Raw genomic sequence first — 21,502 nt, 5'->3', positions numbered from 1 at the left:
GATCACAGATCGGCCGGTTCGCTAACAACTCTATTCAATTCCGTTTAGAGTTGTTCGTTTCTTTTTAAGTTCGGGAAGTCCCCGGACGTTCTTATTCGTCTCGATCCATCTAACCGTGGATTCTTCCGGTTGAATGACAAATCAATCACATTTAGCCGGGAGAAATCGAGATCCTGATGACCGGGAAGAATGCGTAATCTCATCTTAATTCCGCGGAAATCAGTTTGTAATAATACTCGAATAAGGTTACAAATCACGAGGAGAGCTCTTTTTAGATGAAAAATATAACCCTAAAAGTCCTTTTGCTTACTACCGCGCTAATTACCAGCTCCGTAGTCGCACAAGATAAAAAAACAATCACTATCAAAGGTTCCGATACCATGGTCATCCTGGTCCAAAAATGGGCGGAAGCATATCCTGATAAAAAAGTACAATTTCAAGTCACTGGCGGCGGATCCGGAACCGGAATCGCAGCTTTAATCAACGGAACAACCGATATATGCTCCTCATCCAGACCTCTAAAACCGCAAGAGATTCAACAGTTAAAGGAAAAATACAATTCGAACGGGGTCGAAATCAAGGTTGCCGTCGATGGACTTTCCGTTTATGTGAACAAACATAATTCTATTTCAAAGTTAACTCTCGGACAAATCAGGGACATTTTCACCGGTAAAGTCAAGAACTGGAAAGATGTAGGCGGAGAAGATCATAAGATCATTCTATACAGCCGTGAAAATAATTCCGGAACTTACGAGTATTTCAAAGAGCATGTTTTGGAGAAAAAGGATTTCGATCCTGCATCCCAGCACATGGTCGGAACCGCCGCCTTAGTCAACGCAGTCGGTAAGGATAAATGGGGAATCGGTTATGGCGGAGCGGCTTATGCTTCCGACGTAAAGGATATCGCCGTTTCCATCGATGAAAAAAGTAAGCCCGAACTTCCGACCGAGGCAAATATTCTCTCGAACAAATACCCTATCTCCAGATACCTATACTTTTACCTAAGAGAAGTCCCGAAAGACGACACTAAAAAGTTCGTCGATTGGGTAATCGGGAAAGAAGGCCAAAAAGTCGTCCATGACGTAGGCTATTTTCCTTTAAAGAAAAAGTAAAGGGCGGCAAAAGAGTTTAATGGGCAAATTCGAGTCTCTTCTAAGATATCTATTTTATCCTAAAAAAAGAAGAGTGGATAGTATCGCCGAGGCGACGGTTAAGATCGTCGCCGGCACTTCGATTTTGCTCATTCTGCTTATTTTCCTTTTCATATTTAGAGAGGCCTCTTCTCTATTCTTCTCAAAATCGCCGTCAAACGTCTCGACGGAAAGTAATGCACCCGCCAGCTACGGCTCGGCCGCTCCGAGTGAATACAATCCGGACGGTGCATCTCAAACTCAACTTGGACCGAAGTTGGAAGCCAAAGAATCGTCCCAAACTGAAACGGAGCCTTCCCTTTGGGAAAATCTAACGAGCTCTATCTGGCAGCCTATCTCTACGATTCCTAAGTTCGGAATTTTACCGTTAATCGTTGGAACGGCAAAAACTACGTTTATCGCAATCTTGATCGGCGCTCCTCTCGCAATTTTAGCAGCATTGAATGTAACTTTCTTCTTACCGGGAAGAATTCGTGAAGTTATCAAACCGACAATAGAACTGCTCGCAAGTTTTCCGTCAGTCGTAATCGGATTCTTTTGCCTTATGGATGTCGCGACGGTAGTAAAAGAAGTCTTTGATTTGGATTTTCGATTAAACGCAATTACCGGCGGAATCGGCTTAGCAATAGCCGTAACTCCGATCATTTTCACGGTGGCCGAAGATGCGTTAAATACGGTTCCTCAGTCGTATAGACAGGCCTCCTTGGCTCTAGGCGCTACGGAATGGCAAACCGCATATAGAGTGATGTTACCTGCCGCTTTACCGGGAGTATTTGCCGCGATTTTACTCGGAATCGGTCGAGCTTTCGGCGAAACAATGATAGCCTTGATGGCGACCGGAAACGCTCCTTTAATGTCTTTCGGATTGTTCGATCCGACGCGGACGTTCGCTGCCACCATCGGCGCAGAAATGGGGGAAGTCATCTGGGGATCGAACCATTACAATATTTTGTTTTTACTCGGTGTTCTCCTATTCCTATTTACTTTTTCATTGAATGCAGTTACTGAACTTTACGTTAAGAAACGACTCATGAGAAAATTCCAAGGTTCCTAATGATTCTAAATCCATATACTGACTGACGGTTATCCCATTGAAATGGAAGAAAGTCCGCTTAAACCGCAAAAGACGACTCAAAGATAGAATCGGAACTATAATTGCCGAAGGCATTCCGATGCTGGCTACCGTATTGATAGTCTCCATAATACTTATCATGCTCGGAAATTTCGTATTTCGCGGAATCTTGAACGTTTCCTGGGAATTCTTAAGCGCCGTTCCTAAAAATAATAACCTCGAAGGCGGAATATTCCCCGCGATTTACGGAACCGTATATCTTGTTTTTATTATGATATTATTTAGTATTCCGATCGGTACGACGACCGGAATATTTTTGGCGGAGTACACCGCGCGAAATTCCTGGTTCACTTCAATGGTCCGCTTCGCAATCAATACCTTAGCTGGAGTTCCCTCTATCGTATTCGGGTTATTCGGAGTCGGTTTCTTCATTCAATTTGTCGGGAAGGGTGTCGATTCGATCGCAGGAAATCCTTCTCCGGTTTGGGGCAAGCCGGCTATCATCTGGGCCGCCGCAACCTTGGCCGTCTTAACCCTACCCGTCGTGATTATATCGGTAGAAGAAACGATGCGAAGCATTCCCAGGGAAATGCGGGAAGCAAGCCTCGCGTTGGGCGCAACGAAATGGCAAACGATTTGGAAGTTAGTGCTTCCGAATTCGCTTACCGGTATTTTAACGGGGGCAATTCTTGCGATAGGACGCGGGGCGGGAGAAGTCGCACCGATTCTCTTCGTCGGAGTCGTATATTCGCTTCCCGATCTTCCCACCAAATTAACCGACCAGTTTATGCAGTTAGGATATCATTTATTCGTATTGGCGACTCAATCGCCCGATGTGGATAAAGCTCTTCCGAAACAATATGCGACGACTTTAGTCCTTTTAATGCTCACGTTCGGAATGAGTTTCTTTGCAACGTATTTTCGCTATCGTATTCGCAAAGGGAAACACAAAGCAAATACATAGTAAATTCGCTTAACAAAAGAATTATGCGAGGAGAAATTCGCAGGTGAAAGACAGCCATAAGGTAAAAATCAAATCCCGCCACTTCAACTTTTTCTACGGGGAAAGCCAAGCTCTGCACGATATCTCCTTGGACATTCACGTAAAAAAAGTCACGGCTTTTATCGGTCCGTCGGGATGCGGAAAATCCACGTTCCTCAGATCCATCAACCGAATGAACGACGTCATCGACGGAACTCAAACCGAAGGAAAACTCGAGATCGACGGGATAAACGTCTATGATCCGTTAATGAACGTAGTCGAATTAAGAAAACGTGTCGGTATGGTGTTCCAGAAATCATTTCCGTTTCCCAAATCAATTTATGAGAACATTGCGTTCGGCCTGAAGCTGAATTTCAAACTTCCAAAGAGCGAAATGGATCAGATCGTGGAGGAAAGTCTTCGCAAAGCCGCGCTTTGGAAGGAAGTTAAAGATCGTCTAGACGACAGTGCCTTGGGACTTTCCGGAGGGCAACAGCAGCGACTTTGCATAGCAAGAGCGATCGCGATGAATCCCGAGGTTATTTTAATGGATGAACCTTGTTCCGCTTTGGATCCTATTTCGACGAAAAAGGTGGAGGAGTTTATCAATGAATTTAAGGACTCCTATACGATCGTAATCGTTACGCATAACATGCAACAAGCGGCTCGTATTAGCGATTATACCGGCCTCTTCTATATGGGAAAATTGCTCGAGTTCGATACCACCAAAAAAATCTTCAATGACCCGTCTAAAAAGGAGACCGAAGATTATATCTCCGGTAAATTCGGTTAGCCGGTATTTTCAATATTTATCATTTTTGAGACTAAAACCGATCCCAAAAATAGCTTTTCAAGCCGGGTGATGTAACCTATAAAAAGACCGGAACGAAGCTTGTTGTGATGCGTGTAAAATCTCCAAATCTAGTAGAATCTCTTTCCTCAGTTCTTCTGCAGCTTGCCGACGTCGTCGCGAAAGTTTCGACCGACCAGTATGCTCTCGCTTTACCGGTTCTTTCCGGCTCCTCAGTGGGAAAACATGTCAGACACTCTCTAGAGTTTGTCGAGGCTCTCTTAAAAGGGCGGGAAACGGAAATCGTTTCGTATGATCGTCGAGAGCGAAATCTTTTATACGAAAAATCACCGATTGCCGCGTCGGCAAGGTTAGTCGAATTAGCGTCCATCTTATGCGTTTCGACTTGGTCCGGACCGATGAGGCTCTCCTACACTGCGGACCCTTACTCGGGAGAAGAAGGTAGAACGGAATCTTTTTGGGAACGCGAGCTTTTATACGTGCAAGAGCATACGATTCATCACGATGCGATGATAAGAATCGCTTTGGAATATTTAGGCAGGAAGGATGTTCCCGATAGTTTCGGCTTCGCATTTTCCACGATACAATTCGAAAGATCCACACAGATTCTTTCGGGCTGGGATCCAGTTATATAAAATTCGGATGAATTCGGATCCTTGCGATGAGGAACTATTAAAGCTTTCGGACCCGATGGAATTTTGGCCGACTTGGAAACTGTATCTTCCCTTAATTCCTTGGATCGCTTTTTTGAGTTTCCGCTCGATTCGATTGGGTTCCCTATCCTCTTTGGGCTTCGGAACAATCGCGGCAGCCAATCCCGGGATACCGTTAGGCGGGTTAGTAGGCGAATCAAAGTTCGAAATTCTGAATCGGCTCGATCAAAATTACGTTTTAAAAAACTTTCTCATCGATATTCCCTTCCGCACTTCGGAAAACATTCTCGCACAAATGAAACTGATCGGCTTGAATTTTCCGATCGTCATAAAACCGAACGCAGGCCAAAGAGGTCAAGGGGTTAGACTTGCAAGGAGAATCGAGGACCTAAACTTCATCCTGTCCGAATCCAACGTTCCGTTACTCGTTCAGGAATTTCATCCGGGTCCGTACGAAGCCGGTATATTTTATTACCGCTTCCCTACCGAACCCGCGGGAAAGATTTTTTCCATCACTAGAAAAGCTTTTCCCCGAGTCACGGGCGACGGCCGCTCGACGCTGGAAGAACTAGTACAAATGCATCCTAGATTTCGCATCCAGATAAAAGTTTTCAAAGAAAGATTCCCTCAATTCTGGAACCGAGTCTTACCAAATGGAAATATTTTTCAACTCGCCGAGGCCGGCAATCATTGCCAAGGAGCCTTATTCCTTGACGGAAAGGATTGGATTACCCCTGAATTGGAAAGGTCGATAGAGGAAGCGACTCGACCGTTCGAAGACTTTTACTTCGGAAGATACGATATTCGCTTTTCTTCGGTGGAAGAATTAAAATCCGGAAAAGGATTCAAAATCATCGAGCTGAACGGAATAACTTCAGAATCGACCAATTTATACGATCCACGATTTTCCTTCAGAGAGAGATACGCGATCCTATTCAAACAATGGCAACTTCTCTTCAAAATCGGAAGAGAATCCAAAGGAAAGAAAGCCGGGCTATTTCCTATTTTACGAGCATTATGGGAATTCTATAAAGGAGATAGAAAAGTTCCCGACCTTTCTAATTAAGAAAGGAAGGAATAAAAAATTGCTTTCTTCGATTTGTCTTAATGCGAATATAAGAATCTTTTTCTCGATCGGATCCGGAGGCTAAAACTTTGAAACATAGGTTCTTAAACTTAATTTTCTTCCTCGTCGGAGACCCTAAAAAAAATTCCCTCGAACATAGATTGTTCAACTCCGTCGCCCTGATCAACGGAGCACTCAATATATTAGGCTCGATTTTTCTTCCGGAAAACGAATATTATCTTCGCATATTATTCTTAAATTTAATATCCGGAGCGGCCTTGCTTCTAATGTATTATCTTTCGCGAGTGAAGAGTATTTATTATGCATTGTATTGGCCGTTTAATCTCACGATTCTAATTTACCTTTCGTCCGTTTGGTTTCTGAACGGCGGTTCTCAAGGCGGAAATCACTATTATTTTATACCGGCTTTAGTAATCGCGACGATTCTGCTCAGGGATCATAATGTATTCTTAGTCTATGGACTCTATGCATTGTTCACGATGGCTTTGTACGGAATAGAATACGTTCATCCTAATTTCATAGTGGCGGCGGAAACTAGGGGGATCAAATACTCCGACCTAGCGGGAAATTATCTTTTCGTCCAAATACTTACAGGAATATTAATATTCATTTTGGCGCGAAATCTGAACGTGGAGCGGGCCAAGTCGGACAATTTGCTTCTAAATATTCTTCCTGAGGCGATCGCGGACGAATTGAAGAGAAACGATAAAGTCCTTCCGGTGCGTTATGAAAACGCATCCGTACTTTTTACGGATATGGCCGGATTTACGCAAATCGCGGAGACTATGACTCCGGAAGAACTCTTAGGCGAGCTGGATTCGTTCTTCAAATATTTCGATCGAATCTCCAAGCGTTACGGTTTAGAAAAAATTAAAACGATCGGCGATGCCTATATGGCTGCCGGCGGTTTGCCGGTTCCGAATTTTACTCATGCAGTCGACGCGGTACTTTGCGGACTCGAATTTCAGGAGTTTATGAGACAGCAGAAAATAGAAAAGGATAGGGAGGGATTGCCGAGCTGGTCATTGCGCTTGGGAATTCACACCGGAAGCGTAGTTGCGGGGGTGATCGGTACGGAAAAGTTCGCGTATGATATTTGGGGCGATACGGTTAATATAGCAAGTCGAATGGAAAGTTCTGGAGTACCGGGGGAAGTTAATATTTCGAAAGAGACGTATGATCGAGTGAAAGATTTCTTCGATTGCGAATCAAGAGGATTGGTAAAAGCGAAAAACAAAGGGGAAATAGAAATGTATTTAGTCAAGGGAATCAAAGCGGATCTTTTGGACCAGGGAACCAAGGATACTCCGAGCCATGCTTTCTGGCGTCTCTATTCCGCTTTGGAAGCGAAAGAAAAAACAAGATCAGTTGAAGTGATCCCATCCTCCGAGTAAGGAGGAAGAATCGACCTTTGCATCGTAGGGGATCTCCTCTTCGTAACCTGGGTTTTTTTCTTTGTACTCGTTTCGCTCGTTGATTTGATTTGCAAAACGTTCCTCCACGTTTGGGGAGATTGATTGAGGCGGAAATCGATCCGGATTATCCTCGATGTAACGAAGATAAGAACCGAGAATCTGCAAGAGGAGGTCCAACTCGGAGGAAAAAAATCCGTAGATATTTCCTAAAGCCATATTTCCGCTGCGGTAGGAAAATACGGATGCTAGAGAGAATAGTTTTTTGGGCGCAAGAATCTCCAAGCTTCTCCACGCGTTTGTATCTCTCGTTGCTAAGGAAAATGAGAGAAACTCGGCGTTGATTTTGGAAATCGTTACGATAGGCGCATTTTGACCGATATACGGTTGATGGGAACGGACGATACCGTCGATTTCGGCAGGATCATCCAAAATGAAGGAGAGACAAGCTTGAGAATAAACGTCATCCAATCTTCTAGCGACGAGACCTGCGAGATACACACAAATCTCACCGCCCGGCTTCGAAGACAAAGGGCTCAAAAAATTTTCGAGCAACAAAACGTGGCTCTCGAAGGTTCCTTTCCAAGAACCTTTAGGAAGTTTCGACAGGTCCATACGATCCTCCCAGTTCCTTTCTATAAGAACGATCCTTTTCGCAAAAAGTTAAGCAAATTTCGAATTTTTTTATGAAGCTTTATAGATCCTTTACTCTAGTTTTGATTCTTTTTTCGTTAGAAAGCTGTACATCCTTTAAGGAATGGAGAATGACCGAAGAGGAAGCCTTCGAAGATTTTTCCAAATCCGGGATTCCGTATCGGGATATCGCCTCATCCGATCAAAGCCTGGATACGATCCATTCGGTAGTAGTCGGGTGCGACTATAATTCTCCCCGAGATATTATAGTCTTTGTGCATGGTTCTCCTGGAAATTGGATCCACTATTGGAGCTATTTAAAAGATTCGGAATTGCTTCAAAGATATTGTATGATCAGCATAGATCGCCCCGGATTTGGACGATCCGGAGATCCATTGCCTGATATTAATCTTCAGGCTAAACGAATTATAGATTCCTTATCTTTACTCCGGCTTCCTCCTCCGAAAAAAAAATATGTGCTGGTCGGACATTCCTACGGGGGCCCCGTCGCGGCCAGAATTGCGGCGCTGAAAGAAAGTAAAATCACTCATTTAGTTTTATTGGCTGCGGCCCTAGATCCGGAGAAAGAGGAATTAAAATGGTACAATCGGATCGCGGACACGAAAATAGCGCGCTTGCTGCTTCCATCCTCTTTGATCGTAAGTAATGAAGAAATGATCCCGATGAAAAGGCAGTTGAAGGATATTGAATCGGATTGGAAAATGATCCGATCCGCAACCTATATCGTGCAAGGAGGAAAGGATACGTTAGTGGATCCCGAAAATACGGAATTCGTTCGACGCCTATTTCCCAAGGGTTCGGTTAAGGAGGAAATTCTCTTACCGAATGGGGATCATTTTCTACCGTGGAACAGTTTTCCGCTTATTAAACGAATCCTATTAGATATTGCCCGAGAATGAAAGGATAAGTCGAAAATTTCGGTTATAGCCGATTCCTTCCCTTCTCTGAAAATGAAGCGCGAGAAGCAAGCGCGTCGATCAACAAGATACTCCATTGGAACGAATCCGAAGACGACTCCGTCGGGAATTTCGGCTTATACTTTCGGGTTTTGTATTTACGTTTCTTACGAATATGGAAACACTATCCGGATTGAAATTTCCTTTCCGAAAAATTGAAGCACAGTGAAACTATGTAATACTTTATCGCTTAAACGAATGAGAAAAAGAAAATGTATTTTGGAGATTTTATTATGAGCAAAAAAATAATAATCGCATCGATTATCGCCTTCGCATTTTTATTCGGATGTAAAAAAGGTGAGGCGCCAAACCTGCCGGGGGATAGAAAAAATTTAAAAATCGGAATCTGCCCGGGTCCGTACGGTGATCTACTTAAGAAGGCTGTTTTTCCGATTCTGGAAAAGAAAGGATATCGTTTCGAAATCGTCCAATTTAGCGATTACATTCAACCAAATTTAGCGTTGGCAAGCGGGGATATCGACGCAAATCTTTTTCAACACGTTCCGTATTTGAAAAAGTTCTCCGCCGATAAAGGGTTAAAGTTGGCGGCCATTATCAACGTTCCGACTGCACCAATGTCCGTCTTCGCCGGAAAGACGAAACACCCCAAGGACTTAAAAGACGACGGCTCTATTGCTCTTCCTAACGATCCGACAAACCAACTTAGGGCGTTAAAGCTTTTCCAAGAACTCGGCTTCATTAAAGTAAACCCGGAAGCGAACCCTGCGAAGGCTTCTCTAAAGGATATAGCGGAAAATAAAAAACGGATCAAATTTTTGCCCTTGGAAGCCGCTCAGCTTCCTCGCTCGCTGGAAAGCGCGGATTTTGCCGCTATCAACGGAAATTTCGCAATCGCATCCGGATTAGATCTGACAAAGGCGGTCATCTTGGAGACTTTAGCGGAGGAGCACAAAAACATTATCGTAGTACGGGACAGTGAGAAAGATTCCGTTTTTGCAAAAGATATCGTAGAGGCGATAAAATCCTCCGAATTCGCCGCAGTCATAGATAAAGATTTTAAGGGATTCCAAAAACCAGAATGGTTCGGACAGAAAAAATAGACGGGTCAAAGAACGGAAAAACGATATTAGAATTTCAGAATGTATCAAAATCGTTTTTAAAAGCGAATAATCACGCCGTAAACGATGTAACTCTTTCCGTTCGAAAAGGAGAGATCTTTGGAATTATAGGGCAAACCGGAGCGGGTAAAAGCACCTTGCTTCGCTTTGCGAACCTTTTGGAAACGCCTGATTCCGGCCGAATACTATTCGAAGACAAAAATATCACACGATTAAAAGGCGCCTTACTTCGAGAGCATCGAAGAAACGTCGGGATGGTATTCCAACAATTCCAGCTTTTTTCCAATAGACGGGTATTCGATAATATAGCTTTACCTCTCAAAGCGGCAGGTTGGAAACAGAGCAATATCAATGATCGGGTCTTCGAACTTTTGTCCTTGGTTGGCATTCACGATAAAAAAAATTCATACCCCGCGCAGCTAAGCGGAGGCCAGAAGCAGAGAGTCGGGATTGCAAGAGCCCTTGCAAATCGTCCGCATCTCCTACTCTGCGACGAGCCGACGTCGGCCCTCGATCCTGAAACAACTAGATCCATTCTAAGCCTATTAAAGGAGATCAACAAAACTCTAGGGGTGACCATCCTCTTAGTCACTCATGAAATGGATGTAGTGCGCGACGTTTGCGATACTGTTGCAGTTATGGAACAAGGAAGGGTCGTGGAAAGCGGTTCCTGTTATTCCCTTTTTGCCGATCCCTTAAATCAAGCTACGAGAAGACTTACCGGTAGCGTATTATCGCAGTCTATTCCTGCAGAAACTCTCGCCAGAACTACGGGGAGAATTTTACGTATCGTCTTGAAAAACGAAGTTGCGACTCAGCCGATTTTAGGAAGGGTAATTCAAGCGACGAATATCGTCCCGAATATTCTGCACAGCAACGTGGAATATATTTCGGGTCAACCTATCGGGATTTTCTATTTAGAAACTGATCCGGATGAACGAATCACTGAAACGATTCGATCAGCTTTTATCCGGTACGGAGCAATCGTGGAGGAAATCTCTAAGTGAACTTAGCAAAATGGTACGAACTATTGCCGGACCTCTATCAGGCATTCGGACAAACGTTTCTGATGCTTGGGATTTCGCTGACTGCGGCATTGATTCTCGGAATCCCGCTCGGGTTTCTGATTTTTTTAACCGATAAAGGAATCTTCTTAAGAAATAAAATGTTGAACGGAATATTAGGCACGCTTGCCAATCTTGTCCGATCGATACCTTTCGTTATACTATTGGTCGCCTTGCTTCCGATAACGTTAACCATTACAGGAACTACAATCGGCCCGGTCGCAGCCTCCGTCCCTCTCTCGGTTGCGGCTATTCCGTTCCTTGCCAGACTTGTCGAATCCTCTCTGCGAGAGATTCCTGACGGAGTTTTAGAAGCCGCAGTATCGACGGGTGCCCATCTGATTTTAATCATTCGCGAAGTCCTTTTTCCGGAAGCATTGCCCGGAATCCTTTCCGGAATCACGGTGACGACGATCAGTTTACTCGGTTATTCGGCAATGGCAGGCATCGTCGGGGGCGGAGGAATAGGAGATTTGGCGATTCGATTCGGGTATTATCGTTATGAAGACGACATTATGTTTTCTACGGTTGCTGTTTTAATCGTAATCGTTCAGCTCTTTCAATGGGCTGGCGATAAGTTGCGCAAGAAGAGCGACAAACGGGTGAGAACATAGACATCTTGGCGAGCCGAATGAATGATATCCTTTGCGATAACTTAACGCGAGGGATATCATTCTTGGATCATCACTAAATTCGAATTGAGTATCCGAAAGCCCAGATGACGCTGTGAAGCGGTATTTTTTGCGCCAAATGATGATTTACTAACGCTTGTTTTATGTTCGGATCCAAATTCGAATTTGCGATCGAACTTAGTACGAACTCATTCGCTGTACCGTAACTCTTGGACGGATCGACCGTCAAACCGTCGTTCGTATTTGCCGGTAAAGGCAAGACCGTACTTGCACCCGGAACAACGCCGACGCTTTGCCCGCCTACGATATTCGGATAATAATAGTTATTATCTATCATATAAGTGTTCGGCCTATAAACGTCGGTCAAAGAAGCGAAGAAAGAAGCATATTTTACCAAGAGTTTAAAATCTATATTTTTGAACCCTGACCTTTTATCGATATTGTCGTTATAATACTGATATCCTGCGTCGATCCCGGGCTGAACCTTAAATTCTTTCGTTATCTCGTATTCATGATGCACGGAAAACCGATGAAAGGTTGTTCCATTGAACGCATTCGTGGGATAACCGGAGTCCGTATCGTTCTGCCCGCCTACCGAAGCTCCGCCTATTCTTTCGGAAGTGAATCGAATATTAAAGAAATAGGAAGGATTTAGATACGTCAGAAAGGGAAGATTCCAACCTACCGTAAATAATCCTAATGCGAAAGTAGGCTGATTATTCGCATAATAAATCATTCCCGCATTAAAGTCCCCAAGACGATTTGTTTTCCATTTATACATAAGAATGGTAGCCAACGAGTCCCTTAATCCGTTTAGCTCCTTTCTTTGTTTATATACCCCGGGATTCTGCAAAGCTTGATTTAAGTTCACGTCCGGAGCATACGGAGCTGCTTGAAATCCCCCGTCAACATCCCGATTGGACCTTCCGTTCAGCGGCGAATACTCTCGAATCGTAAGATGCAGTCCTTCTAAATTCGTGGGAATATTGACCGCCGTATCCAATATAAGAGACTTGGGCATGCTGGAGTATTTAAGATCCCCCCGTCTAGCGTACGCGTTTCCATACAAGCTATTCCCGTTTATGAAAACGTCGTTTGTCACCGACTGACTCCACGTTAAGTCGAAGTCCCGCTTTTTTTCCGATCCGGGAATTTCCATAACTTTCACGGTGCTCGTGACGCTTGTCGGCTGTTCAATCGTTTCCGATTTGATATGACTAACTATATCCGACTTAGGGATTCGAATCGGAATCCCGTCTGCTAAACTAAATATATAGTAATCGCTCCCTTCTTTTTCGAATTTTAGATCCGATATTTTTTTACCGGACTTCAGGACGATTTCATCCGCCGAGATCGACTGCGTTACCATTATTAAAAATAATGCCAACGATTTGAATGAGAAATTTTTACCATCTATCTTCATAGAATTCGAAGCCTCCAAAATAATAATCCAATTATTTAATATTCTACGGTATTACGTGTTCCCGATTAATGATCGTTTTCTGAATAAGGGCCTACCGGACGTGATAATCAGAAGAATCAAACCCGATAACTCGAACGCAGCGCCCGCTATCCCGAGGTTCCCGACCGACGAGTGTGCGACGACAGTCGAACCTACTAATGATCCCAACGAAATTCCGATGTAAATCGCCGATGCGTTCAATGACAGTAATACGGAAGACGATTCTGGTTGCAGAGATACCAGCCTGGATTGCTGCGCGGGCGTGAATGCCCAACCGGCCAAACCCCAAAAAACGATTAGGAGTAAAATAACCGCGGTCCTGAGTTGAAGCGAATCGATCAGCTCCATATAAGATAAACTTAAAAAAGCAAAAAAGAGAACTAAAGAGGCAGTTAATGCGACATTCTTCGCTCCTCCCTTATCGGAAGAATATCCGCCGATTTGATTTCCTAAAGCTGATGCGAAGCCGAACATCATCAGTACGAAACCGATCCCGCTCGCGGGAAGTCCGATCGTACGTTGCAGATACTCGGCAAGATACGTATAAACGGTAAATGCTCCGCCTAATCCGAAAATCGTTAAGAGAAGAATATTCAGAAACCGAGTTTGCCGTAAAAAGGATAGACGCTCCTTTAAAAGAATTGGTCGAGAAGGAGACTGCTCAGGCAGAAAGAATAGCACACCCAGTAAGCTTAAGCTCGCAAGAGCGGCAACCCCCAGAAAGGTGGACCTCCAACCGAATTCGCTACCTAGAAAAGTTCCAAGAGGAACTCCAACCACCAGAGCGACGGTCATGCCGCTATAAACGAATGATAACGCTCTGCCTCTCCGTTCAGGCTCGACTGCATTAGCCGCGTAGGCGCTCGCGTTTGGCATGAACAAGCCTGCGGAAAGTCCCAAAAAGATACGGATCAACAGCAAACTAATAAAACTATCCGCGTACGCCGAGAGGAGATTGGAAAGAGTAAAAGCGATTAATCCCAAAGAGAGTATGGTCTTTCTATTTAAGTTTCCGGTTATCATTGCGAGGATCGGAGAACCGAAGGCGTAGGTGAGAGAAAAGGCCGTAACTAGGTAGCCCGCTTTTGCAACCGACACGGATAGATCAGAAGCCATTAGCGGTAAGATTCCCGCGATCATGAATCCTTCGGTTCCTATCGTAAATGCGCCCAAGGCTAAAGATGACAAAAAGGCAGGCATCCTGGATCTCCAATAGTTCAATAATATTTGAACTATTGGACAATCAAAATTTTTGTCAACCATTAGTTCAATAGTTCTTGAATTTTAGAACTGTCCAGAATACTAGAGATAACCCATGTCAAAGCCGTTTTCACATCCAGCCTTGGATCAGATCGAACTTTCCGCAATTTTTGAAGCGGTTAGTGATCCTATACGCAGAAAGATTCTTTTAAGGCTCTCCGAGTTAAAGGAAGCAAACTGTTCTACTTTTTTGGAATATGCCCCCAAAACGAATCTCTCCTATCATATAGGAAAACTCCGAGAAGCTGGAATTACCAAGACCCGCGTAGAAGGGACTCAAAAGTTCCTATCCTTGCGCGAACAAGAATTGGAACAAAAATTTCCAGGATTGTTAGAGGTCATACTTAACAGTACACGCTCTGAGAAAGACTAAAAAAGTTTTTCGGAACGCGAACTTATAGAATCTAAGAACACCGATCGCCGGTATAGAGAACCTTTGCAGTTAGTCTCGATTTTGGACAAAAATTCAACGCACTAAACATCCTCACATAACACTCCGGATTCCAAATTGTAGAAAATAAAACCTGAATCGGCGTACGATTTCTTCCTTTATCTCCACCTATTCTTCTAGTAATCCTGTATCATTCGATCCGAATGTCTCAATCAGAAAGACGCAGGTGAAGACTGTTTGTGACAGCCGATACGGAATATTTAACGACATTATTTGCATCCGTCTACCGAACTTAGAGTCGCGATCGCTCTTTTCACAAATTCGATCTAAAAATCATGGCCCTTATTTTTGCAAATATCGCAATTATTGCAATTCGGAAGATTCGCGCCGAAGTATTCATAAACGAATTCCCTTCTGCATTTTTCCGATTTTAAATATTGAAGCATTTGGTAAAGACGTGTGAGACTTGCCTTCTTCCTTTCCTCTCTCAATTCCTTTGAAAGAAGTTCCACTGGCAATTCCCGTTCTATTCGCAGCGAATTTCTTTCCAATTCTCCGGAGGTTACACCGTGTCGTTCCAATAAATTTAAGACGGTCTGCAATCTGTGATCGCCTCGATTTTTATGCACTACTTTTGCCTGTAATTCTTCATAACTAATGGAGGAAAGTCGATCCCCAAGCTGACGCAAGATTTGGAAGGTTCTAAGGATAAAGGATTCATCCGGATTCTGCCATTCTATAAAATCCATCAACACGGCCAAATCATCTTGATTGTAAAAAAGATGGCAATCGGACGGATTACCGTCGCGCCCTGCCCTACCGATCTCTTGATAATAGGCCTCTAACGAGGACGGAAGTTCCGCGTGAACGATCGTTCGAATGTTCGGTTTATCCACCCCCATCCCGAAAGCATTCGTAGCCAAAAGAAGACTGTCCTCCGATTTTAAAAATTGGTTCTGAATCTTTCGCCGTTGATCGGGCGGCAACTGTCCGTGATAAAATTTATAAGGGATTTTTTTTAGATCCAACTTCTCGGCGAATTTTTCTAAATTCTTGATAAGGTTAAAGTAAACGATGGTGTTTCCGCTTTTCTCTTTTAATAAATCTAGGATCGCTTCGCTTTTTGAAGGTTCATCGAAGAAAGTTTTGACGTCCAAAAACAAATTCGGCCTGCATATTCCTTCGTTATAAATTCGAATTTCGGATTCGGATAATCCGATCTGCCGAATAATATCCGACTGTATTTCCCGAGTCGCGGTCGCGGTAAGAGCAATCGTAACAGGATTATGTAATACGTCTCGGAATTCGGAGATCTTGGTATAATCGGGACGGAAATCATGCCCCCACTGACTGATACAATGCGCCTCGTCGATCGCTAACAGTGAAATTTTTCTTGTTTGTAACGAATTGATAAATTCGGGCTTTCGAAACCGTTCAGGAGAAACATAAAGAATCTTGTATAACCCTTTCTTTATGTTTTCATAACGCTGAATTCTCTCCGACTTGGATAAGGAAGAGTTGATGAATTCGGCTTCGATCCCGAGCTGTTTTAATTTTCCGGTTTGATCTTGCATAAGAGCGATCAGAGGAGATATTACGATCGCTAATCCATCCAAGATCAAGGCGGGCATTTGATAGCAGATCGATTTCCCCATTCCTGTGGGCATCACTACAAGACAATGCCTGCCGGATACGATATCCCGTATAATTTTCTCCTGCGTAGAACGGAATTCGGAAATTCCGAACAATTGCTTCAATGCTGAAATAGAGGGCATTACAGTTACAATATCTCGAAGCCCGGATTCGACAAGCCTTTGGTCGATTCTCCGTTCGCTGAAAATAGGACTCGTCCAAACCTTAAAATCATCGATCTGTCTAGCTGTAATATATGTTGCCGATACCTTAGGATGAGTCCGTTTTGAGATTACGAAGCGTTCCGATATGTCTAGCGGGAGTTCCTTTTCCGTTACTCTCTCGATCGCTACAAAAAGGCCTTCTCCGGGAAGATCCTGACGGAAAATTCCTTTTTGAAGAAGTTCCTCGCCCTTCATATTCCAAGCGATTCCCGCAATGACTGCCGGAAGGAGATCAACCAAAGAATCCACGACCTCGACAGAATTCTTGGAAACATCGCTCCAACTTAAAATCTTCTTAGGATTCCCTTCCCTAACGGCAAGAACGATCACCGAAGAAACTGGCGATGAATGATTTGGAAGTTTTTTAGCCCCAATCCTTATGGACAAAGTCTTTTTCCACCACGTATACTTGCACGTTCGTCGATAGGATATCCGCCTCTCATCCACCGAGGATCGCTTTAGTCTGGGCGCCGGATGGACCGTAAGATTCTTAATCGTAATTTCTTCCCCCGTTTTTTCCTTCCAATAAGTCTTAAACGCAGGAATGATTTTGGCAAAAACCGGCTTTGCAACTCCGTAACCGACTAGAATCAGCTCACTCCCTTTTTTTTCCTGACTAGCCAAGGGAGAAAAATCCCAACGAGAGCGCGAGGATCAAAAGAATTAAACTATTTCGTTTCATAATAATAAGCTCCAGGCAAAAAATTTCAAAAGAATCCCTCGGCTTTGTTAGATACCGAAAGCTCTGTTGATGAGATATTTTTATCTGTTATATTATATTTATTATAATAAATAAAACTTTTTTTATAAAAATAGTACAAAATTTTTACTATAACAGATAAAATTCCTAATAATTAGTTACTGTGAAAATTGGAAAAAGAAAAAAAGAAACTGGCCCGCACCGGTTCGCTTAACATCCTCAATCTTCGAGAAGAATTTTCCAAGATTGAGTTTTTTCCTAATAAGGAAAAAACCGAGACCTGTCCAAAGAAAAGGAATCGAATATTTTCAAGGATGAGTTCTTGACTCCAATGATAAGAGAAGAAAACGTTATTGCCAGATACGTAATATTCTCAAATCGGAACCTCGACTAAAAAGCCGCCGATGAAACACCGAAAGGAAACGAGTGAATGCAAATAAAACCCGTCGTCTCGATCAAAAATCTTTCTAAAACATACGCCTCCGGGTTTCAAGCTCTAAAGAATGTAAGCTTGGAAATTCGCGATGGGGAAATTATAGCCTTATTGGGACCGAATGGAGCCGGTAAAACTACGTTAATCTCCATCATCTGCGGGATTGTAAATCCTAGCTCTGGCTCAGTTACAGTCGCAGGGCATGATATCATTCGCAATTATCGACAAACCCGCTCTCTTATCGGACTTGTCCCCCAGGAACTGACTGTTCACGCATTCGAAACCGTCTGGGCGACCGTCAGCTTTAGTCGCGGCCTGTTTGGGAAACCGCCAAACCCCGCTTATGTGGAAAAAGTATTAAAATCCTTATCGTTATGGGAAAAGAAAGACCAAACCATCATTACTCTTTCCGGAGGTATGAAACGACGAGTATTAATCGCCAAGGCGCTTTCCCACGAACCTTCAGTATTGTTCTTAGACGAACCCACTGCCGGCGTCGATGTGGAATTAAGGAAAGATATGTGGAATATCGTACGATCGTTGCGCGATAGCGGAGTGACTATCATTCTAACGACGCATTATATAGAAGAAGCGGAAGAGATTGCCGATCGGGTAGGAATTATAAATAACGGAGAATTGATTCTCGTTGAAGAAAAAAGCGAGTTGATGCATAAACTCGGAAAGAAACAGATCATCATCGACCTAATATCATCTTTGAATTCTATTCCTAACTCTCTCAACGGTCACGAATTAGAAATCACTAATAATGGCTTACAACTGGTCTATACTTACGATAGTAACGGAAAGCAAAACGGAATCACCTCTTTCTTGGACGATCTGCGCAACGCCGGTATCGGTTTCCGAGATTTAAATACGACCCAGAGTTCTTTAGAAGAGATCTTCGTTAAATTAGTAAAGGAGTCCAAATGAATTTTCACGCAATCAAAGCGATTTATGCTCTCGAAATGTCCCGGACCAGAAGAACTCTGATGCAAAGTATCGCGTCTCCCGTTATTTCCACTTCGTTATATTTCGTCGTGTTCGGCTCCGCCATCGGATCCAGAATCCAAGAAGTAAACGGAGTAGCATACGGATCCTTTATCGTTCCCGGTCTCGTCATGCTTACGCTTTTGACGGAAAGTATTTCCAACGCCTCCTTCGGAATCTACTTCCCCAAATTTACCGGAACGATTTATGAAATCTTATCCGCTCCCGTCTCCAGCCTGGAAGCCGTAATCGGTTTCGTCGGAGCGGCTGCTACTAAATCCGTTATCCTGGGCGTCATAATGTTAGCTACCGCATCGATGTTCGTTCCCATAAGAATCGTGCATCCGTTTCTAATGGCATTCTTCCTAATCTTAACCTGCATATCATTCAGCTTATTCGGTTTTATCATAGGAATTTGGGCGGATAACTTCGAAAAACTGCAAGTCATTCCCATGCTCATCATTACCCCGTTGGTGTTCTTGGGGGGAAGCTTTTATTCCGCGAATATGCTTCCTCCATTTTGGCAATCTATCACGCTCTTTAATCCGGTACTCTATTTAGTCAGCGGTTTTCGTTGGAGTTTTTTTGAGATTTCTGACGTAAGTGTTGAAGTGAGCTTGGCCATGATTTTAGTATTCCTGACTAGCTGTTTGGCCGTAGTGACTTGGATTTTCAGAACCGGCTATCACATTAAGAAATAATAAACTTTTACACATTCTTCCCAAAGGAAAACACTACTAAGCGCCCACTTTCATACGGGATCCTTCGCCGAATCTGGGCGAGGATCCGTGGATCCGTTTATACGCTTTGGAAAAAGCAAATGCGGAAGAGTAGCCGACAGTTCGAGCTACTTCTTCCAAAGTCGTATTTTGCTCCCGGAGAAGGGTCTTCCCTTTTTCGATCCTCAGTCTCGCGAGATAATCCATAGGAGTGCAACCGAGCGCCTCTCGAAATCGATTCGCCAACGAAGCTCGCGAAATACCGACGACTCGGGAAAGTTTCTCCAAAGTCCAGCCGTAAGACACTTTTTTGTGCAAGGCTTCCAGCACGGATAAAATTTTTTCATCCTTAAAAACGGTTCTCCAGCCCGGAGAAGACGACGGGTGAATTTCCAACCAATGCCGAATAACGTAGTATAAAAGAATATCGGTCAATCTTTGCAAAATCAAATCCGATCCTATGCCGGAATCGATTTCCTGAGAAATTAAAACCAGGGTCGTCTGCAGCGGATGATGGGAGGAAATTTCTCCCGACCGCACCAATATATGGTCGGGAAGCTCGAAGAAAAATGGATGTTGAGGAAAATCAGGCACCTCATACCTAACGGAAACAAAAGTCGTTAAAGGAATCTTATTCGACTTCGTTTCTTTCTCCGCAACTTCCTTGAATCGCAGGAGGTTCATGGCTTGTTGATCAGGAGACGATACAAGATCATGATCAAAACCTTTCGCAATGAACAGAATATCTCCCTTATCCATACGTATGGACTTACCTTTAAATCGTACGTAGCAGGAACCTTGCGAAAGCATATGAAATCCACCGCTCTTGTCGCAAGGGAACTTTAATCCCCATGCTTTATACATGGAGGTTCTAGCCAGAAGATCCGCTCTCCATCCCGCACCGGTCAATATTTCAGAAAGTAAGTCCATTTTTATAGTATTCGGGAAAATATCTAAAAGTCTATTCATTTATACGATTGGATATGTCTTTTAGATTCAAGGACATAGCCAAAAATCGAGAATCGGAGTATATTTCTAAATAAATAGGAGTGAAGAATTTATGAAAATTTTCGTATATGGCGGGACCGGCCTTGTTTCAGGCTTTATTGTAGATTTACTTTTAGCGTTAGGACACGAGGTATATGCCGGGACCCGCAAGCCGGAAAAAGGGGACAAAAAACAGAATCTGCATTGGGTTTTTGCCGATGCCCTCCAGCCGAATAAGGGTCTAGAGGTTTTAGAGAAGGTAGATCGGGCATTTTTTCTTTCTCCGCCGGGATATACGGATCAATATGCTATTTTGAATCCGTGGTTGGAGAAAGCTAAATTAAGAAAACTAGATAAAGTTGTACTAATGTCAGCAATGGGCGTGGATCAGGCGCCGCCGGAAGCTCCTTTCAGAAAACTGGAAATCGCGTTTGAAAATTCCGGACTACCCTTCACGATTTTAAGACCGAATTGGTTTATGCAGAATTTCCACACCTTTTGGATTTCGGGAATTCTGAAGGATAAGAAAATCTATTTTCCCGGAGGCGAAGCAAAAACCAGCTTTATCGATGCGAGGGATATTTCATCCGCAGCTGTATCCGTTCTTTTAAACGATTCGTTTAATGGAAAAGGAATCGCACTCACGGGTCCCGAAGCATTGACGCACCGGGAAGTAGCGGAGAAAATTTCAAGCGTGACAGGATTGGCCGTAAGTTACGTGGATATCACTCCGGAAGACTTTAAGAAAGGACTATTACAGGCGGGTCTTCCGGAAGATTACGCCAATTTTATGGTCTATATCGCCGGAGCGCTCAAAGAAGGTTATTCTTCTCCCGTATTGACGAGCGTTAAGGAACTGACCGGAAAAGAACCGATCCGATTCGATAAGTATGCTTCGGACAACAGGGCAGCTTGGTTGAACTAGATTCAATAGAGAGCGGCGGTTTACCGTTGCTCTCTTGCAATAAAAATGTCAAATCCTTGATACACCGAATGGATTAATCACAAATATATATATAATTTCGGATGAAAATCCGGGACTCTTCCGTCTAACCGTTCGCTGCGAATAAATCGCGGAAGCGGAATACTTTCTTTTTCGCACAACCCATAATCTTAAATACGATTTCGTAAGATGAACATAACGCAATTTAGAA

At 43.5% G+C, this 21,502-nt stretch carries 20 protein-coding genes; 15 read left to right on the top strand and 5 right to left on the bottom strand.

Translation table 11 applies throughout. The features are described 5' to 3' along the window. Window positions 1–275: 275 nt before the first annotated feature. The 7 genes from LEP1GSC058_RS17215 to LEP1GSC058_RS17185 all read left to right on the top strand — a co-directional run bounded on the left by LEP1GSC058_RS17215 (window position 276) and on the right by LEP1GSC058_RS17185 (window position 7,150). A complete protein-coding gene (locus LEP1GSC058_RS17215) occupies window positions 276–1,112 on the top strand; it encodes a phosphate ABC transporter substrate-binding protein (RefSeq protein ID WP_016549845.1) in 837 nt (278 codons plus the stop codon). A 19-nt stretch (window positions 1,113–1,131) separates the two neighbouring features. Beyond that, window positions 1,132–2,205: a phosphate ABC transporter permease subunit PstC gene (gene pstC / locus LEP1GSC058_RS17210; RefSeq protein WP_016550656.1), complete on the top strand. Its 1,074-nt coding sequence runs from the start codon at window positions 1,132–1,134 to the stop codon at window positions 2,203–2,205. Between the two features lie 37 nt (window positions 2,206–2,242). After that, window positions 2,243–3,187: a phosphate ABC transporter permease PstA gene (gene pstA / locus LEP1GSC058_RS17205; RefSeq protein ID WP_016551038.1), complete on the top strand. Its 945-nt coding sequence runs from the start codon at window positions 2,243–2,245 to the stop codon at window positions 3,185–3,187. Between the two features lie 43 nt (window positions 3,188–3,230). Then, window positions 3,231–3,998, top strand: coding sequence for a phosphate ABC transporter ATP-binding protein PstB (pstB, locus tag LEP1GSC058_RS17200; protein ID WP_016549484.1), 768 nt, complete (start codon window positions 3,231–3,233; stop codon window positions 3,996–3,998). A 107-nt stretch (window positions 3,999–4,105) separates the two neighbouring features. Beyond that, entirely contained in the window at window positions 4,106–4,651 is a 546-nt protein-coding gene (locus LEP1GSC058_RS17195) for a hypothetical protein (protein ID WP_016549841.1), read from the top strand. A 7-nt stretch (window positions 4,652–4,658) separates the two neighbouring features. After that, the gene (locus LEP1GSC058_RS17190; protein WP_016549634.1) at window positions 4,659–5,735 is read left to right on the top strand and encodes an ATP-grasp domain-containing protein; all 1,077 of its coding nucleotides are present in this window, start codon (window positions 4,659–4,661) and stop codon (window positions 5,733–5,735) included. Between the two features lie 89 nt (window positions 5,736–5,824). Further along, complete coding sequence (locus LEP1GSC058_RS17185; protein ID WP_039948499.1) at window positions 5,825–7,150, top strand: adenylate/guanylate cyclase domain-containing protein; 1,326 nt, start codon at window positions 5,825–5,827, stop codon at window positions 7,148–7,150. Here the strand turns inward: LEP1GSC058_RS17185 and LEP1GSC058_RS17180 are convergent. Then, entirely contained in the window at window positions 7,121–7,783 is a 663-nt protein-coding gene (locus LEP1GSC058_RS17180) for a hypothetical protein (RefSeq protein ID WP_051133812.1), read from the bottom strand. The two genes, LEP1GSC058_RS17185 and LEP1GSC058_RS17180, sit on opposite strands and share 30 nt — an antisense overlap. 71 nt (window positions 7,784–7,854) lie before the next feature. Between LEP1GSC058_RS17180 and LEP1GSC058_RS17175 the strand changes: the two genes are divergently transcribed. The 4 genes from LEP1GSC058_RS17175 to LEP1GSC058_RS17160 all read left to right on the top strand — a co-directional run bounded on the left by LEP1GSC058_RS17175 (window position 7,855) and on the right by LEP1GSC058_RS17160 (window position 11,535). Continuing rightward, complete coding sequence (locus LEP1GSC058_RS17175) at window positions 7,855–8,721, top strand: alpha/beta fold hydrolase (protein ID WP_016550966.1); 867 nt, start codon at window positions 7,855–7,857, stop codon at window positions 8,719–8,721. Window positions 8,722–9,011: 290 nt separating this feature from the next. Further along, complete coding sequence (locus tag LEP1GSC058_RS17170) at window positions 9,012–9,839, top strand: MetQ/NlpA family ABC transporter substrate-binding protein (protein WP_039948762.1); 828 nt, start codon at window positions 9,012–9,014, stop codon at window positions 9,837–9,839. Next, on the top strand, window positions 9,818–10,864 hold the full coding sequence (locus tag LEP1GSC058_RS17165; protein WP_016550680.1) for a methionine ABC transporter ATP-binding protein: 1,047 nt from the start codon (window positions 9,818–9,820) through the stop codon (window positions 10,862–10,864). Before LEP1GSC058_RS17170 ends, LEP1GSC058_RS17165 begins: the two co-directional genes overlap by 22 nt. After that, window positions 10,861–11,535, top strand: coding sequence for a methionine ABC transporter permease (locus LEP1GSC058_RS17160; RefSeq protein ID WP_016550016.1), 675 nt, complete (start codon window positions 10,861–10,863; stop codon window positions 11,533–11,535). The genes LEP1GSC058_RS17165 and LEP1GSC058_RS17160 overlap by 4 nt, the downstream gene beginning before the upstream one ends. A 73-nt stretch (window positions 11,536–11,608) precedes the next feature. On the opposite strand, the gene LEP1GSC058_RS17155 is transcribed toward LEP1GSC058_RS17160, so the two are convergent. Next, entirely contained in the window at window positions 11,609–12,976 is a 1,368-nt protein-coding gene (locus LEP1GSC058_RS17155) for a hypothetical protein (RefSeq protein ID WP_016550995.1), read from the bottom strand. A gap of 51 nt (window positions 12,977–13,027) precedes the next feature. Next, complete coding sequence (locus LEP1GSC058_RS17150) at window positions 13,028–14,215, bottom strand: MFS transporter (RefSeq protein ID WP_016549758.1); 1,188 nt, start codon at window positions 14,213–14,215, stop codon at window positions 13,028–13,030. 115 nt (window positions 14,216–14,330) lie between these two features. Here LEP1GSC058_RS17150 and LEP1GSC058_RS17145 point away from each other — a divergent pair, with 115 nt between their 5' ends. Then, entirely contained in the window at window positions 14,331–14,648 is a 318-nt protein-coding gene (locus tag LEP1GSC058_RS17145) for an ArsR/SmtB family transcription factor (protein WP_016550775.1), read from the top strand. A gap of 344 nt (window positions 14,649–14,992) precedes the next feature. On the opposite strand, the gene LEP1GSC058_RS17140 is transcribed toward LEP1GSC058_RS17145, so the two are convergent. Continuing rightward, complete coding sequence (locus LEP1GSC058_RS17140) at window positions 14,993–16,441, bottom strand: RecQ family ATP-dependent DNA helicase (RefSeq protein WP_039948758.1); 1,449 nt, start codon at window positions 16,439–16,441, stop codon at window positions 14,993–14,995. A 1,211-nt stretch (window positions 16,442–17,652) separates the two neighbouring features. Between LEP1GSC058_RS17140 and LEP1GSC058_RS17135 the strand changes: the two genes are divergently transcribed. Further along, on the top strand, window positions 17,653–18,585 hold the full coding sequence (locus tag LEP1GSC058_RS17135; protein WP_016549517.1) for an ABC transporter ATP-binding protein: 933 nt from the start codon (window positions 17,653–17,655) through the stop codon (window positions 18,583–18,585). Next, window positions 18,582–19,343, top strand: coding sequence for an ABC transporter permease (locus tag LEP1GSC058_RS17130; protein WP_016549851.1), 762 nt, complete (start codon window positions 18,582–18,584; stop codon window positions 19,341–19,343). Before LEP1GSC058_RS17135 ends, LEP1GSC058_RS17130 begins: the two co-directional genes overlap by 4 nt. A 36-nt stretch (window positions 19,344–19,379) precedes the next feature. Here LEP1GSC058_RS17130 and LEP1GSC058_RS17125 read toward each other — a convergent pair whose 3' ends face one another. Further along, entirely contained in the window at window positions 19,380–20,291 is a 912-nt protein-coding gene (locus LEP1GSC058_RS17125; RefSeq protein WP_016549362.1) for an AraC family transcriptional regulator, read from the bottom strand. A 130-nt stretch (window positions 20,292–20,421) separates the two neighbouring features. On the opposite strand from LEP1GSC058_RS17125, the gene LEP1GSC058_RS17120 reads away from it, so the two are divergent. Next, window positions 20,422–21,273 carry an NmrA family NAD(P)-binding protein gene (locus LEP1GSC058_RS17120; protein ID WP_016550532.1) on the top strand — a complete coding sequence of 284 codons (852 nt, stop codon included), beginning with the start codon at window positions 20,422–20,424 and terminating at the stop codon, window positions 21,271–21,273. The last annotated feature ends 229 nt before the right edge of the window (window positions 21,274–21,502 follow it).

The organism is Leptospira fainei serovar Hurstbridge str. BUT 6 (assembly GCF_000306235.2).
GTDB lineage: Bacteria > Spirochaetota > Leptospiria > Leptospirales > Leptospiraceae > Leptospira_B > Leptospira_B fainei.
Note: the sequence above shows the minus strand (reverse complement) of the source record. Positions and strands in the feature narration are given on the sequence as shown.

Bases quoted from the DNA above. Each gene is read 5' to 3' on its own strand.
- LEP1GSC058_RS17215 (WP_016549845.1), top strand. From the start codon at position 276: ATGAAAAATATAACCCTAAAAGTCCTTTTGCTTACTACCGCGCTAATT.
- pstC (WP_016550656.1), top strand. From the start codon at position 1,132: ATGGGCAAATTCGAGTCTCTTCTAAGATATCTATTTTATCCTAAAAAA.
- LEP1GSC058_RS17195 (WP_016549841.1), top strand. From the start codon at position 4,106: ATGCGTGTAAAATCTCCAAATCTAGTAGAATCTCTTTCCTCAGTTCTT.
- LEP1GSC058_RS17190 (WP_016549634.1), top strand. From the start codon at position 4,659: ATGAATTCGGATCCTTGCGATGAGGAACTATTAAAGCTTTCGGACCCG.
- LEP1GSC058_RS17180 (WP_051133812.1), bottom strand. From the start codon at position 7,783: ATGGACCTGTCGAAACTTCCTAAAGGTTCTTGGAAAGGAACCTTCGAG.
- LEP1GSC058_RS17175 (WP_016550966.1), top strand. From the start codon at position 7,855: ATGAAGCTTTATAGATCCTTTACTCTAGTTTTGATTCTTTTTTCGTTA.
- LEP1GSC058_RS17170 (WP_039948762.1), top strand. From the start codon at position 9,012: ATGAGCAAAAAAATAATAATCGCATCGATTATCGCCTTCGCATTTTTA.
- LEP1GSC058_RS17165 (WP_016550680.1), top strand. From the start codon at position 9,818: ATGGTTCGGACAGAAAAAATAGACGGGTCAAAGAACGGAAAAACGATA.
- LEP1GSC058_RS17155 (WP_016550995.1), bottom strand. From the start codon at position 12,976: ATGAAGATAGATGGTAAAAATTTCTCATTCAAATCGTTGGCATTATTT.
- LEP1GSC058_RS17150 (WP_016549758.1), bottom strand. From the start codon at position 14,215: ATGCCTGCCTTTTTGTCATCTTTAGCCTTGGGCGCATTTACGATAGGA.
- LEP1GSC058_RS17145 (WP_016550775.1), top strand. From the start codon at position 14,331: ATGTCAAAGCCGTTTTCACATCCAGCCTTGGATCAGATCGAACTTTCC.
- LEP1GSC058_RS17140 (WP_039948758.1), bottom strand. From the start codon at position 16,441: ATGCCCTCTATTTCAGCATTGAAGCAATTGTTCGGAATTTCCGAATTC.
- LEP1GSC058_RS17135 (WP_016549517.1), top strand. From the start codon at position 17,653: ATGCAAATAAAACCCGTCGTCTCGATCAAAAATCTTTCTAAAACATAC.
- LEP1GSC058_RS17130 (WP_016549851.1), top strand. From the start codon at position 18,582: ATGAATTTTCACGCAATCAAAGCGATTTATGCTCTCGAAATGTCCCGG.
- LEP1GSC058_RS17125 (WP_016549362.1), bottom strand. From the start codon at position 20,291: ATGGACTTACTTTCTGAAATATTGACCGGTGCGGGATGGAGAGCGGAT.
- LEP1GSC058_RS17120 (WP_016550532.1), top strand. From the start codon at position 20,422: ATGAAAATTTTCGTATATGGCGGGACCGGCCTTGTTTCAGGCTTTATT.